This is a genomic window from Hymenobacter jeollabukensis, assembly GCF_005771675.1.
Classification (GTDB): Bacteria; Bacteroidota; Bacteroidia; order Cytophagales; family Hymenobacteraceae; genus Solirubrum; species Solirubrum jeollabukense.
Map to the genome: position 1 here is coordinate 151,450 of NZ_VAJM01000014.1, position 13,214 is coordinate 164,663.

The following is a 13,214-nucleotide window of genomic DNA, read 5'->3' on the forward strand; positions in this document are numbered from 1 at the left end:
GCCGGCAGCACTCAAAGCCGCCCCCGGCGCGCTACTTTACCGCATGATTGAAGGATTATACCGCTTCCGGTACTGGCTGCTGAGCCTTTTGCTGATTCTAGGTGTGGCGCTCTGGCCCGGGGTGCGCGCCGCCGTGCAGGTCGACAACAGCCTGGAGGCCTGGTTTCTGCAAAACGACCCGGCCCTGCGCGCCTACCACGACTTCCAGCAGCGCTTCGGCAACGACGAGGTGGTCATCGTGGTGGTGCACGACGACAAGACGCTGCTGACGCCCGCCTCCTTCCAGCGTTTCCGGGCCTTGAGCCGGGAGCTGGAAGCCTTGCCGAGCGTGGCCGCCGTTATCGGCCCCGGCAACGCCCTGGTGCCCGCCCGCGCCGGTCTGACGGGCAGCGCCGGCCCGCAGCCGCTGCTGCCGCCCGCGGCCCGGCCCGAGCAGGTGCGCCGCACGCTGGCCGCGCACCCTATGCTACAAGAGCAGCTGTTTTCGCCCGACCTGCGCACGGCCCGCTTCGTGGTGGTGCTGCGCCGGCTGCCCGGCTTCGACGAGCGGCGCGGCGCCATTCTGGATGAAGTCACGCGCACGGTGTACCGGCACGTGCCCCGCGAGCAGGCCTACCTGGGCGGCGTGGGCATCATCTTCGCCGGGCTGAATGCCCTCTCGCAGCACGATTTCGGGCTGTTCCTGGGCCTGGGCTACGCGCTGATGTTCGGCGTTTTTCTGCTGCTCTACCGCAACGGCTGGCTGCTGGTGTACGTGCTCGGCATCGTGGGCGGAGCTACCTACCTGACGCTGGGCGTGTACGGGCTGTTGGGCTACCGGCTGAACCTGATGACGGTGCTGCTGCCGGTGGTGCTCATCCTGCTCGGCATTATGGACGCCATGCATGTCATCAACGAGCGAAACCTACTGGCTGATCCAGGGGCCGCGCCGGGGCTGCCGCCGCGTACCTCGGCCCTGCAGGCGCTGCGCCACACGTTTTCGCCCTGCCTGGCCACCATGCTCACCACCGTGGCCGGCTTCCTGGCCCTGGTCACCAGCCCGATGGCCATTCTGCGCAACTTCGGCTTGTTCGCCGCCCTCGGCATTGCCCTGTGCCTGGTGCTGACCTTCGTGCTCGGCACCATCATCCTGCCGCTGACCACGCCCGCGCCCCGGGCCACGCGCTCCACCAGCCGGGGCCTGGCCCGCTTCTACACCTACCTGCTGGCCCGCCGGGGTCGGTTCACCGCCATTTCAGCGGCCCTTACCGTGCTGGCCGTAGCCGGCATGTTCCTCATCAAAGCCGACACCTACACCCTCGGCTACTTTCCGCAGAATCACCCGGTGGTGCAGGACCACCGCCGCATGGAAGCCACCTGGGGCCCCTACCTGCCGCTGGAGCTGCTGGTGGAGCCCCGCCCCGGCCACCAGCTCCACGACGCGGCCGTGGTGCAGGCGGCGGCCCGCTTCGCCGATTCGGTGCGCGGGCTGCCGGGCGTGGGGCGGGTATTCGGCTTTCACTCGCTCTACCAAGCCGGGCTGGAAACGCAGTTTCCGGGTCGGGGCCGGCGGGCCCTGGGCAGCCAGAGCCTGCTCAACGCCGTGGACCGGCAGCTCGCGGCCGATTACCCGCAGCTGGCGGCCGAGTTTATTCACCGCGGCAGCGGCACCGGGCGCATCACGGTGTCGGGCAAGATGCTGTCGGCGCGGCAGCTCACGGCCAAAACCGACACGCTGCTGCGCTTGGCCGCCCGCACGCTGGGGCCGGTGGCCCGGGTGCGCCCGGCCGGCTACCAGCCCATGTACGCCCGCATCACCGAGTACGTGACGACCTCGCAGACCCAGAGCCTGCTCCTGTCCATCGTCACCGTGTTCGGGCTGGTGTGGCTGTACGTGCGCAGCCTGCGCCTGGCCCTGCTCACGGTGCTGCCCAACCTGTTTCCGGTGCTGGTGCTGCTGGGCCTGATGGGCTGGTGCGGCATCCGGCTCGATACGGCCACGGCCAGCATTGCCGCCATTGTGCTCGGCCTCTGCGTCGACGATACGGTGCACTACATTCACCACTACCGCGAGGCCCGGCGCAGCATGGCGCCCGGGGCGGCGCGGCTGGCCACCATCACCCACGTCGGGCCCACCATCGTGCTCACCAGCCTGGTTCTGTTCGTGGGCTACGCCGTGATGGGCCTGGGCTCCTTGAAAACGGTGCAGCTGTTCGGGGTGCTCACGGCCGCCAGCATTGCCGCCGCGCTGTTCGGCGAAATCGTGATTTTCCCGCTGGTGCTGGCGCGGTTCGACCGGGAGTGAGTGGTCAGTTGCGAGTTGCGAGTTGCGAGTTGTCAGTAGCTACGCGGACCGGGGCCGGCGGAGTTGTCCTCACTGACAACTATCAACTCGCAACTGACAACTCTACTTACAGCTCCTCCGGCAGCTGCACCCCGTCGAGCCAGCACTGCAGCAGGGCGGGCTTCTGAAAGAGGTTGATGAACAACACCCGCTCCTCGCCGGCCAGCCGCCATACCTCGGCGTAAAAATCCTCCAGCGCCCACAGCTGCAGGCGGCAGCCGTGCTCGACGCGGTCGGCCAGGTGGTGGCCGGCGCAGCGGAGCACTTCGGCCTGCTGGCCCAGGGTAAGCGTGGTGAAGACGGCGAATTTCATGACAACACGGGGGACAACTGCGCGGCCGGCCGGGGCAAGATACGGGAAGAATTGAATCGGCCGCAAGGCTGGCGGCCGCCGGCGCGGGTTTAGCCGCGGGGGTAACCGCTGCCAGCTTACGGCGGGTTCCGCACTACCTTCGCGCTCCGTCCGACGCTCCATTTCCGCTGCGCCTTATGCCCACGTTCCGCTTCCCGCACCCGCTGGTGCTCCTCGTTGGTTTTATTCTACTGGCCGTGGGCCTGAGCTACGTGCTGCCCGCCGGCCGCTTCGAGCGGCGCCAGGACGAGGCCACCAAGCGCGAGGTGGTGGTGCCCGGCTCCTACCACCGCGTGGCCGCCACGCCCGTTTCGCCGCTGGATGCGCTGACGGCTATTCCGCGGGGCCTGCAGGATGCGGCCGACGTTATCTTCCTGGTGTTTCTAGCCGGCGGCGCCTTCACCGTGGTCGACCAGACCGGGGCCCTGCGCCGCGGCGTCGACTGGCTGCTGGATAAGCTGCGGGGCCGCGAGGCGTTGGTTATTCCGGTGGTAGCGCTGCTCTTCGCCACCATGGGCGCGCTGGAAAACATGCAGGAGGAAATCGTGCCGCTGGTGCCGGTGCTGCTGGTGCTCATGCGCCGCATGCGCTACCCCGTGCTGACGGCCGCCGCCGTGAGCATCGGCTCGGCCGCCGTGGGTGCGGCCTTTAGCCCGATGAACCCGTTTCAGGTGGGCATTGCGCAAAAGCTGGCCGGCCTGCCCCTACTCTCGGGCCTGGGCTTCCGCCTGGTGTTTCTGGCCCTGGCCCTGCTGATCTGGATCGGCGGCACCCTGCGCTACGCCCAGCGCCACCGCGAAACCGCCCCGCTGGCCGTGGACGACGCGCAAATCGAAGCCGAGCACTCGGCCCAGGAGGGCGGGCACCGCCACGGCCTGGTGCTGCTGCTCCTGCTCATCACCTTCGTTTTCTTCGCCTACGGGGTGCTGGAGCTGGGCTGGGACTTCGGGCAGATGTCGGCGCTGTTTTTCGCCCTGGGCGTCTCGGCCGGCCTGGTGGGCGGCCTGGGCCTGACGGGCACCGCCGAGGGCTTCATTGCCGGCTTCAAGGACATTGCCTTTTCGGGGATGCTCATCGGCTTTGCCCGGGCCATTTTCGTGGTGCTGGAGCAGGGCCAGATTGTCGACACCATCGTCAACGGCCTTTCGGCGCCGCTGGCCCACCTGCCGGTGGCGGCTTCGGCGCTGGGTATGCTGGGTCTGCACACGGCCCTGCACCTGCCGGTGCCGAGCGTCAGCGGGCAGGCCGTGCTGACCATGCCCATTCTCACGCCGCTGTCGGATCTGCTGGGCCTTTCGCGCCAGGTCACGGTGCTGGCCTACCAATATGGCGCCGGCCTCTGCGAAATCATCACGCCCACCAACGGCGCGCTCATGGCCATCGTGGCCGCCTGCGGGGTGCGCTTCGACCAGTGGTGGAAGTTCGTGTTTCCGCTCTACCTGCTGCTGATCGGGCTGGCCGTGGTAGCCATCATCATCGGCATTGCCGTGGGCGTGTAAGCGGTCCATAACCCCTCAGCGGTGGTATTAATCGTTGGTCAGCAGTTGCTATTTGTCCTACCCAATCAGCGTCAGGTACCGTTCTTCCACCTTCTACGCCGCTACCATGCCCGAAGCCGCCGACGCGTTGTTTATGGCCCGCTGCCACCAACTGGCGGCTGAAGCCGCGGCCCACGGGGAAAGTCCGGTGGGGGCGCTGGTGGTGCGTGCCGGGGCCGTGGTAGCCGCGGCCGCCGAAGCCACCCGGCGCCAGGCCGACGTCACCGCCCACGCCGAGTTGCGGGCCCTGCAACAGGCCCGCCAGCAGCTCGGTAGCGCCGATTTATCGGACTGCACGCTGTATTCCACCCACGAGCCCTGCGTCATGTGTGCCTACGTCATCCGATACCACCGCATCGGGCGCGTGGTCTACGGCCAGGCCAGCGCGTACCTGGGCGGCGTCAGCTCGGCCTTTGCCCTGCTCACGACCCAGGAGGTGCCCCCGCACTGGACCGCCCCGCCCCTAGTGGAGCAGTGGCTGACCCAAGCTTAGCGTCCGGCATCTGCCAGGCCTGCCTATTGGCTAATGGCTAGGTCTTGCCGCTGGCGCCCCGCTACAGTACTGCCCCGCTCCAGCAGAATTCGTTGTTGGGCAAGGCGTACCAGTCGGCGTTTTCGTTCACGCTTTCGCCCTGCACCCGCCCCACGAAGGCCAGCTCGTGGCCGGCGGGCACTAGGCGGGCGGGGGCGCGGCGGTACGGCTCGCCCTGCCGGATGTTGACGCGCGAACGGGTGCGCACCACGCCGGTAGCCGCTTCGCTCGTCCAGTCGGCGGGGCCGGGCTGGCCGGTGCAGCGGGCGTACACGGCGGGCACGTCGCGCAGCAGCTGCTCGTAGCTGCGGTTGCTCTGCGCCAGCCCCGATTTGGGGTCGGTTTTGCGGTGCGGGTCGAGGATGCAGTGGCCGACGATGGCGCGGGCCGGGTCGAGGTTGAACTTCCAGCAGATGTAAGCCAGCACCCACACGTAGCGGCGGTAGGCCTCGTCGGCGTTGATGTTGGGCCCGAAGCAGTACTCCACTCCGATGGCCGCGTCGTTGGCGTTGGCGCCGTAGCGGCGGTTGTCCTCGGTGGCGCTGTAGAGCACGTGCCAGGCCTTTTCGGGCGGGGCGGTGAGGGCCGGCACGCACTCCAGGATATGCCGGTCGTCGACGAACAGGTGGGCCGAGGCGCTGATCTGGTTGCGCGACTGTTCGTAGTAGTTCACGTTGCCGACGGCCGTGGAGCCGCGGTTGCCAGTGTCGTGGGCCACCACGAAGCGGATGGGCGCGGCCGGCAACCCGGAGCGGCGCTTGGTGTGCGGCGTCAGCCAGCTCTGGGTGATGGGGTATTCGAGGTCGGGAAACTGGCGCATAACTCAGTCAGGTTGCGGGGGGCCGCCTACTCAGCAGTGGCAGCCGTTCTCAGGTCGAATTTTCGGTCGAAATCAGCCCGGAATCTGCTCGGCGCCCAGCGGCGGCACCTCGTCCCCGGGCTGGGCCGCGTCAGGCCCCATGTCATCCTCCTCGCGGTGCAGCACCGCCCCCGTCGTCGGGTCCGCCACCGATTCGCCCGTAGCGGCAGCAGCGGTAACGACCGGCGCCAGCACGGGCGCGGCCGGCGTGGTCGTCGTTACGGTTACACTGGATGCGGCGGGACTGGCCACCGGCGTATAGGCACCCGTCGAGGCATCAGGCGTGGGGGGCACCGGGGCCGTGTAGGTCGTCACTACCGGCCCGGGCGCCGCGGGCAGAGCCGGCGAAGTAGTAACCGTGGTCGTGCTCAGCAGCGCGCCGCCGGCCGTCGTCAGCACACCCGTTGGGGCGGCGCTGGCGGAGCCGTCGGGGCCTTTGTTTTCCTGCCACTTCAGCCCCAGATAGGTGGCGCTGCTGATGGCCAGCAGCAGGGTTTCGTTGTTGTTCCACTCGGGCAGGGCCACCGTTTTGTACACCGTGCGCACGAAAAAGTAGCCCAGCAGCACCGTGATGACCACCTTCTGCAGCCGGTTGATGCTCACCCCGTTGCTATCAGAAAGAATGTCGGTCAGCCAGCCACGGCTGGTTTCGGGGCCCTCGGGCAGGGCCTTGCCCACGTCGCCGCTCATGCCGATAAGCCCGCTCAGTCCCGCCGTGCCCGCGCTGATGCCCAGCAGCGACAGGGTGGTCATGCTGATGTTGGTCATTTCGCCCGTCACGCAGTAGATGACCAGGTAGCAGCTCATGATGATAAACGTCCACCAGGCCAGTTGGGTCTTGGCCAGGCTGAAGGGCCGCAGCGTCGAGTCCAGCGGCACGCCGGCGCTAGTCAGCTCGCCCTCCTTGCCGCTGCGCAGCAGGGCCGAGCGGTGCGCCAGCGCAATGATGCCCAGGGCCAGGAAGAACACGCCCACGCCCGCAATCCACAGCGCGCTGGGCTGCACCAGCTGAAAATGCACGCTGCGCTCGGGGCCCGGGTAAAGCTCCGTAAACACCTGGTCGTCGTAGCCCAGGCCGATTTTGCCGGGGTGCGTAAACTTCCACGGCGAGCCGTACACGATGTCCCAGTACTGCAGGTTGGCGGGCGTACGGTCGAGCTTGAAGAGGACTTTGTCGTACACCGCGTTCAGGTCGCTGAGCACGGTATCCTCGCTCACGGCCCGGCCCACCAGGTCGGGGGCGGCCACGGTGCTCAGCGTATCGTCGTCGGTGAGGTAGGCGGCGGCGCGGTCCCGCGAGCCGGCCACTTTGCTGTCGGTGCCGGCCAGGTACACGGCCAGCGGGGGCATGTTACGCAGCGGCGTGTCGTCGATGTAGAGCACCATTTGCCGGGTCTTGGCGTGGGCGCGCTCCGGGCTCATCCCCATTTTCACCATGGCGGCCTCCTCGTCGTGCAGCCAGCGCCCCAGCCCGTCGACTTCCAGCGTGATGGTACTGCCCAGCTTAAACAGCGAATCCTGCCCGGCATCGGCCGTGGCGTGGATGTTCTTGATGACGGGCCGGAATACCTGCGGCTGCTGCGCCCGCGCCATGGGCAGCAGGCCGCCAACGAGGAGCCACGTTAGCAGCAGCGCCCGGTGCAGCGTGGGCCCGGTGGTACGCGGGGAGAAATTCAGCATGAACGACGAACAGAAGAGGAAAATGACCAGGGGCTCAGGAAGCGGTTTTAAACTAAGCAACAGCAGCCATGAAACTGTAATTATTCCGCAATCAAAAGTCAATTATATAACCGATTAAACTACCAAGTATAATTACCTGAATGGACACAACAAAAACCCCGTATTTCTACGGGTAAATAATAATCTAGGCAATAGGTGTGGGGCAGGAAAGGTGCTAATTACACCGACTGACATTTCCTGACAGCAGCCGGTTCTGCAAACCTAGCCAAATATCCAATTATCACAATACTGGCATCCGGCCGCGCGGCCCCACCGTTAGGCCGGCTGACCGGTCGGCGTCAGGTTGGCCAGGACCTGTTCCCGCTCCGCGTCGCGCACGATGATGCTGAGCGTGGAGGCCACGTAACGGTTTTCCTGCTGGTGCGGGGTTTTGCCAAGGGTGTCGAAGTCGCCGTTGATGTCGGTGAAGCTGACGACCTGCGTGAAGAGCGTCTTGTCCTCCACGTCGGTCAGGGCCGAGCCGATGACGTTGCCCAGCTGCAGAATCAGGCCCACCGTCTGCGTCGGGGCTTTCACGATGGCGGCCGTTACCTGCTGCAGCAGGCTTTTATAGGTATCGTTGCTCTGGGCGGCGGCCAGCACCTGCCCGGTGTCGCGCAGGTCCTTCTTGCTCTTGAGCACCGACACGAGCACGTGCACCTGGCAGGGCGGCTTCTGGTCGGGCTGCTCCTGCTTCCAGTAGTACACGGTACGGTCGACGGGCAGGTCCTCGTTGTCGTCGACGCGCGGGAAGCTGTTGAGTGTGAGCGTGCGCGGCTCCTGCATCTGGTCGTCGATGACCACCACGAGCAAGTAGAGGTTGGCGTAGCCGGGGAAGGGCGGAACGCGCGGGGTGTGGTTGTCCTTGATGTGCAGCTGCGAGAGGCGTACCTCCAGGCCGCTGACGTTGCCCGAATCGGGAATGGCCCCGCGCACCGCGTCGAGGCGGCCGGGCTGGGCCGCAGGCAGCGAAACGGTGGAGATAATGGCGTCGTCTTGTAAGCTCAGGGCCATGATCGGGAAAAATGAGGAGGTGAGAAAATAGCGGGAGGTGCGGCCTTTAGCTGGCTTTCAGCTTAATATCTGCTTGCATAATCGGCAGGCAATTGCTGCGGCGGATATTCAGCGTGAAAATCAAACTATTATTGACAGTCGAGGCTTGCATCTGCATAATTAAAATAATTCCTCGTCAAGCCCAATAATTAATTATATTTTTTTACTAATATCGACCTTTCGGTGGCCGCCGCAGCGCCCACCCATTATCCGCTTCCCGTACTTTTTTCGCTATGGCTGCTTTTGCGCACTACTACCCCACCCTGCTCGCCAACGAAGGCGGCTACTGCCACGACCCGCTCGACCCGGGCGGAGAAACCTACCGCGGCATTGCCCGGGCCGCCAACCCGCACTGGGCTGGCTGGCCCACCGTCGACGCCATCAAGGCCCACCTGGGTTTGCCCCACCCCGTACCTCAGGTCGACTGGCACCAGCTGAACGTAGCGCTGGCCGCCGACGCGCCCCTGGCCGCCGCCATCGAAGCGTTTTACAAAGCTGCCTACTGGAACCCGCTGCACCTCGACGCGGTGAACTCGCAGCCCATTGCCGATCAGCTGGCCGACCACGGCGTGAATGCCGGCACCGGGCGCGCCGCCAAGATGTGGCAGTACCTGCTCAACACCGAGTTTGGCGCCCACCTCGTTCTCGACGGCCAGATCGGCCCGCAGAGCGTAGCCGCGCTCAACGCCGTCGACGCCGCGCACTTCTACCAGCGGCTGATTGCCATGCGCCAGGCCTTCTACAAGTACCGCGCGGGCAGCTTCACGCCGGCCGAAGCCACGGCGCTGGCGGCCTGGCACCAGTTCTTCGCCCAGCAGCTGAACCTGCACACCGACGCGCGCATGGAAAAGTACCTGGCCAGCTGGCTGGGCCGCACCCACGAAGCCTTCACACCCACGTCGGCTACGGTCACGTCGGCCACGGCGTAAAGTCGCGTAGACTTATATACGGTAAAACGTCATGCTGAGCCCCGCGAAGCATCTCTACCGCACGATTCAACGAAGCGGTAGAGATGCTTCGCGGGGCTCAGCATGACGTTCCTGTTTAGCAGAACTTTAAGCTTTGTGCGCAGTGCAGCCTTAGCGAGCCGGGCGCAGTTCGTCGGCTTCGAACACGCGCGGCACTTTCTTCTTGCGCACCACAATCTGGTAGCGGGGCCGGTCCTGCCGCTCGTCCCACATGATGTCGGACACGACGCCGCGCAGGCGGGGCTGGCCGGGCTCCAGGTCCACGGCTTCCACCGCGTCGCCGAAGCCGAAGGGCGGGCGCATCACCGGGCGGAACAACTCGGGGCGCACGAGGTAGTTGCGCTCATCGTAGCGCAGAGTTATCCAGTCCTCGTCTTCGCTGATTTTCTCGAAGAGCTTGTCCAGCGGGTCCACCCACTCGAAGGAGCGGCGGTTGGCCGGGTGTAAGTAAGAGTAACCGTAGGCGGGCGACCAGCCATACAGGCCGTATTCGAGCATCGGACGGGGCACAGAAACGCGGAATTGGCGGTGAGACGTAGACCAGTAAAACACCGCAGCCGAGCCGCGGGTTCGGCGGGCGGCAAAAGTATAACCGATAAGCCGGGCGGTACCCGAGGGCCCGCGTCGCGCCCCCTAGTGCGGCAGGCGCGGGCGCAACCAGCCGTAGGCCCAGGTGCCGAGCATGGCGCTGACGATGGCCACGCCGATGACGCCTACGCCGCTGCCCCACAAGGCAAACAACGGCCCGGGGCAGGCACCCGTCAGGGCCCAGCCCAGGCCGAAGAGCGTGCCGCCGACGGCGTAGCGAATGCCGCGGCCCATAGTTTTGGGCGGCAGCTGAATCGGCTCCCCGCCGAGGGTGCGGGCGTGGCTGCGCTTGAGCAGCTGCGTGGTGAGAATGGCCACGGGCAGGGCCGTCAGGAAAATACCGTACATGTGGAAGCCCTGGAAGCGAAACATTTCCTGAATCCGAAACCAGGAAATCAACTCGCCCTTGGTGATGACCACCCCGAAGGCCACGCCTACCGCGAAATACAGCAGCAAGCTGCGCCAGCTTCCGGCCGAAGCTTCCCGCGCGGCCGGTACCACCGGCGGCGCGTCCGAAATCAGCGGCGCGCTCATGCCAGAATCAGTGGTAAGAGCACCCAGGTGCCGATGATGCCGCCCACGAAAAAGGCCGCCATAGCCGGCATGGAGGGCTTTTGCAGGTCGGCCACGCCCGTCAGCGCGTGGCCCGAGGTGCAGCCGCCCGCGTAAGCCGTGCCGAAGCCCACCAGAAAGCCGCCGCCCACCAACAGCGCCAGCCCGCGCCCGCTCAGCAATGCGGACCAGTTGAACAGCTCAGCCGGCACCAGGCCGCGGAAGTCGTGGAGGCCGAGGCGCTGCAAATCGGCCACGGTGGCGGCGGATATGGCCACCGGCTGCGGGTTGCGCAGCGCGGTGCCGGCTAGCAGCCCGCCCCCGATGATGCCCAGCGCCAGGGCCAGGTTCCAGCCGCCTTCCCGGCGCCAGTCGTAGCGGAAGTAGGCGAGGCCGCGGGTGGGCAGCACGGCGGCGCAGGCGTGGCGCAGGTTGCTGGATATGCCGAAGAGCTTGTTGCCGAGCACCAGCAGCAGGGGCACCATCAGGCCCACCAGCGGGCCGGCCACGTACCAGGGCCAGGGGCGCGAGAGAAATTCCATCATGCCTTCGCGTACGTTTTTTGGGCCGATTCGGGTCCGCCCAGCCGGGCAGTCGTTACCTCAGGCGGTACTACGCCGGTGCTTCGTTTTCGTCGTGCAGGGGGCCGCCGGTGGCGTGCTGTAGCAGCTGCTCGCGCAGGGCGCCGCCCTCGTGCAGGGGCGCAAACGACAGCCGGTCTTCCTGTCCGTCGCGGCGGCGAATGAGCAGCTCATCCGCGCCCACGGGCACCAGCATATCGATATCGGCCCAATGCCAGCGGCGCAGCAGCCCCAGCGGGTGCATGCGCAGGCTGAAGCCGTCGGGTAGCAGGTGCAGGTGGCGGCGGGCGTCGAGGTGCTGCATGCTGAAGGCCAGACCGACGTAAAACAGCGCCAACGCCCCGTACAGCCAGGGCAGCACGTGGATGCGGTGCGGGGCCCCGGCCAGCTCAGCCTCGTGGTGGCGGTGCCAGATGTGGTAGCCCTCCAGCGCCAGAATGCCCGCCCCGGCAATTTCCAGCCAGGCCACGGCTTCGCGGTGGTGCGGGTGGTGGCGCAGGTGCAGGATTTCGCGCACCAGCAGGGCTACGTACGCCGCCCCCACCACGATTTCGGCCAGCATCACCCCGCTCAGCGCCTCGCCCTGCACCAGATTCAGCCCGCTGCTCAGCAGCACCAGCGCGGGCACCAGGTGCATGAGGCCCTTGGCGCGCTGGCGCCGGGCGTGCTGACGGTGGTAGAGGGTGATGCGGGCGGAGGCGGGCTGATTCACGGCTGCCAAGCACGGCAAAAAACCGGCAATGAGCAATGAGCAATGAGCAATGAGCAATGAGCAATGAGCAATGAGCAATGAGCAATGAGCAATGAGGCTACGCCTGCCTACTGGCGCGGTTACGCCAATTGTTCTTTCTTCATTGTTCATTGATGAAGCCGGTAGAAGCGGAAGAACGGGTGCTCGATGGGCAGTATTTCGGTGCGGGCGAAGCCGGCGCCGCGGGCGTAGCGGGCCAGGGTGCCGGGGCGCATCACAGTGCCGGTTTCGGCGGAAGGCTCCTCTGCCTTGCCCACCGGCAGGCAGTGCAGAATGCTGAAGCCGTACATCAGCCGCTCGATGGGGTCGGCGCTGACCGAGAACTGCTCGGCCACCCGCTCGTCCATCACCAGCACGGCGCCGCCGGGGCCGGCCAGGCGGCGCATGGCGCGCAGCACCGCCACCGGCTGGGCCATGTCGTGCAGGCACTCGAAGGCCGTGACCAGGTCGTAGTGCCCGGCGGTGAGCGGGGCATCGGCGGCGTCCTGCACCCGGATGCGCACCCGGTCGGCGAGGCCTGCGGCGGCCACGTTGGCCTGGGCCAGCGCCACCGATTCCTCGTCCAGGTCGAAGCCGTCGACCACCACGTGCGGGTAGCTCTGCGCCAGCCCGATGGCCGACCAGCCGGCGCCGCAGCCGATGTCGGCCACGCGGGCGGGCGGCGCGGTCTGCCGCAGGCGGGCGTCGATATCGGGCAGGCCGGGCAGCCACTCCTGGCCGAGCTGCTGCAGAAACATGGTGCGGTTCTGCCCGGCCTGGCCCTCGCGCATGTCGGGGCCGTAGGCACCGAAGCTCAGGCCGCCGCCGCTGCGGTACGAGGCCACCACGGCCGGCAGCGGGTGCACGATGCCGGCCATCAATTGGGCCAGCGGAGCGAGGTACTGCTGACTGTTTTCGTCGGCCAGCACCTCGGCCGGGCCGGGCGGCAGGGCAAAGCGCCGCTCCTCGGCCGGGGCCAGCTCGTCGTCGACGGTGAGAATGGCCGACACGGCCTGCTGCTCCAGCCACTCGCGGGCGTAGCGGGCATCGGTGCCGCTGCGGCGGGCCAGCTGGGCGGCGGTGAGCGGGCCGCTACGGGCCAGCACCTGGTAGTAGCCCAGGCGCACGCCCAGGTACACGCCGAACACGTCGAGCGTGCCCAGCAAGGATTGCACGAACCGGTCGGCAAAGGCTTCGGCGCTGACCTCGGCGGCCGCGGCGCTTGTGGTGGTTTCCATAACGCTCCGGGGTTAGGTTGACGACACCGCCGGCGGACGACTTCCGCCGGGCTTATCGTCAAGGTAATCAATATCAACCACTACCGCCCCGGGCCGCTTCCCCGGCTGTAACCGCCATCGGCACAACCTAAACTCAGTAAATCCAGTTACTGCCTACTGATTTTGCCGCACCCCTTGCTTA

General features: G+C 66.7%; 13 protein-coding genes. 4 read left to right on the forward strand and 9 right to left on the reverse strand.

The genetic code is table 11. From position 1 onward, the window contains the following. Positions 1-43: 43 nt before the first annotated feature. Complete coding sequence (locus FDY95_RS21720) at positions 44-2,284, forward strand: efflux RND transporter permease subunit (protein WP_138080951.1); 2,241 nt, start codon at positions 44-46, stop codon at positions 2,282-2,284. Positions 2,285-2,390: 106 nt separating this feature from the next. Here the strand turns inward: FDY95_RS21720 and FDY95_RS21725 are convergent, their stop codons facing one another. Then, a complete protein-coding gene (locus tag FDY95_RS21725; protein WP_138080953.1) occupies positions 2,391-2,636 on the reverse strand; it encodes a hypothetical protein in 246 nt (81 codons plus the stop codon). Between the two features lie 176 nt (positions 2,637-2,812). On the opposite strand from FDY95_RS21725, the gene FDY95_RS21730 reads away from it, so the two are divergent. Together FDY95_RS21730 and FDY95_RS21735 are read left to right on the forward strand one after the other, a co-directional pair. After that, the gene (locus FDY95_RS21730; protein WP_138080955.1) at positions 2,813-4,174 is read left to right on the forward strand and encodes a YfcC family protein; all 1,362 of its coding nucleotides are present in this window, start codon (positions 2,813-2,815) and stop codon (positions 4,172-4,174) included. A 106-nt stretch (positions 4,175-4,280) separates the two neighbouring features. After that, on the forward strand, positions 4,281-4,706 hold the full coding sequence (locus FDY95_RS21735; protein ID WP_138080957.1) for a nucleoside deaminase: 426 nt from the start codon (positions 4,281-4,283) through the stop codon (positions 4,704-4,706). A gap of 61 nt (positions 4,707-4,767) precedes the next feature. Here the strand turns inward: FDY95_RS21735 and FDY95_RS21740 are convergent, their stop codons facing one another. The 3 genes from FDY95_RS21740 to FDY95_RS21750 all read right to left on the reverse strand — a co-directional run bounded on the left by FDY95_RS21740 (position 4,768) and on the right by FDY95_RS21750 (position 8,337). Next, a complete protein-coding gene (locus FDY95_RS21740; RefSeq protein WP_138080959.1) occupies positions 4,768-5,565 on the reverse strand; it encodes a peptidoglycan recognition protein family protein in 798 nt (265 codons plus the stop codon). A gap of 72 nt (positions 5,566-5,637) precedes the next feature. Beyond that, on the reverse strand, positions 5,638-7,284 hold the full coding sequence (locus FDY95_RS21745; RefSeq protein ID WP_138080961.1) for a hypothetical protein: 1,647 nt from the start codon (positions 7,282-7,284) through the stop codon (positions 5,638-5,640). 315 nt (positions 7,285-7,599) lie between these two features. After that, on the reverse strand, positions 7,600-8,337 hold the full coding sequence (locus tag FDY95_RS21750) for a hypothetical protein (protein ID WP_138080963.1): 738 nt from the start codon (positions 8,335-8,337) through the stop codon (positions 7,600-7,602). A gap of 272 nt (positions 8,338-8,609) precedes the next feature. On the opposite strand from FDY95_RS21750, the gene FDY95_RS21755 reads away from it, so the two are divergent. After that, positions 8,610-9,305, forward strand: coding sequence for a glycoside hydrolase family 108 protein (locus FDY95_RS21755; protein ID WP_138080965.1), 696 nt, complete (start codon positions 8,610-8,612; stop codon positions 9,303-9,305). A gap of 150 nt (positions 9,306-9,455) precedes the next feature. Here the strand turns inward: FDY95_RS21755 and FDY95_RS21760 are convergent, their stop codons facing one another. The 5 genes from FDY95_RS21760 to FDY95_RS21780 all read right to left on the reverse strand — a co-directional run bounded on the left by FDY95_RS21760 (position 9,456) and on the right by FDY95_RS21780 (position 13,033). Continuing rightward, the gene (locus FDY95_RS21760) at positions 9,456-9,854 is read right to left on the reverse strand and encodes a DUF6960 family protein (RefSeq protein WP_138080967.1); all 399 of its coding nucleotides are present in this window, start codon (positions 9,852-9,854) and stop codon (positions 9,456-9,458) included. A 123-nt stretch (positions 9,855-9,977) separates the two neighbouring features. Further along, positions 9,978-10,466: a DUF6691 family protein gene (locus FDY95_RS21765; RefSeq protein WP_138080969.1), complete on the reverse strand. Its 489-nt coding sequence runs from the start codon at positions 10,464-10,466 to the stop codon at positions 9,978-9,980. Further along, positions 10,463-11,029: a YeeE/YedE family protein gene (locus FDY95_RS21770; RefSeq protein ID WP_138080971.1), complete on the reverse strand. Its 567-nt coding sequence runs from the start codon at positions 11,027-11,029 to the stop codon at positions 10,463-10,465. The genes FDY95_RS21765 and FDY95_RS21770 overlap by 4 nt, the downstream gene beginning before the upstream one ends. Before the next feature lie 67 nt (positions 11,030-11,096). After that, positions 11,097-11,777 carry a hypothetical protein gene (locus FDY95_RS21775; protein WP_138080973.1) on the reverse strand — a complete coding sequence of 227 codons (681 nt, stop codon included), beginning with the start codon at positions 11,775-11,777 and terminating at the stop codon, positions 11,097-11,099. Between the two features lie 146 nt (positions 11,778-11,923). Beyond that, entirely contained in the window at positions 11,924-13,033 is a 1,110-nt protein-coding gene (locus tag FDY95_RS21780; protein ID WP_138080975.1) for a class I SAM-dependent methyltransferase, read from the reverse strand. Positions 13,034-13,214: the final 181 nt, after the last annotated feature.

Coding starts and splice junctions, on each gene's coding strand:
- FDY95_RS21770 (WP_138080971.1), bottom strand. CDS start 11,029: ATGATGGAATTTCTCTCGCGCCCCTGGCCCTGGTACGTGGCCGGCCCG.
- FDY95_RS21780 (WP_138080975.1), bottom strand. CDS start 13,033: ATGGAAACCACCACAAGCGCCGCGGCCGCCGAGGTCAGCGCCGAAGCC.
- FDY95_RS21750 (WP_138080963.1), bottom strand. CDS start 8,337: ATGGCCCTGAGCTTACAAGACGACGCCATTATCTCCACCGTTTCGCTG.
- FDY95_RS21730 (WP_138080955.1), top strand. CDS start 2,813: ATGCCCACGTTCCGCTTCCCGCACCCGCTGGTGCTCCTCGTTGGTTTT.
- FDY95_RS21725 (WP_138080953.1), bottom strand. CDS start 2,636: ATGAAATTCGCCGTCTTCACCACGCTTACCCTGGGCCAGCAGGCCGAA.
- FDY95_RS21735 (WP_138080957.1), top strand. CDS start 4,281: ATGCCCGAAGCCGCCGACGCGTTGTTTATGGCCCGCTGCCACCAACTG.
- FDY95_RS21755 (WP_138080965.1), top strand. CDS start 8,610: ATGGCTGCTTTTGCGCACTACTACCCCACCCTGCTCGCCAACGAAGGC.
- FDY95_RS21720 (WP_138080951.1), top strand. CDS start 44: ATGATTGAAGGATTATACCGCTTCCGGTACTGGCTGCTGAGCCTTTTG.
- FDY95_RS21765 (WP_138080969.1), bottom strand. CDS start 10,466: ATGAGCGCGCCGCTGATTTCGGACGCGCCGCCGGTGGTACCGGCCGCG.
- FDY95_RS21740 (WP_138080959.1), bottom strand. CDS start 5,565: ATGCGCCAGTTTCCCGACCTCGAATACCCCATCACCCAGAGCTGGCTG.
- FDY95_RS21745 (WP_138080961.1), bottom strand. CDS start 7,284: ATGCTGAATTTCTCCCCGCGTACCACCGGGCCCACGCTGCACCGGGCG.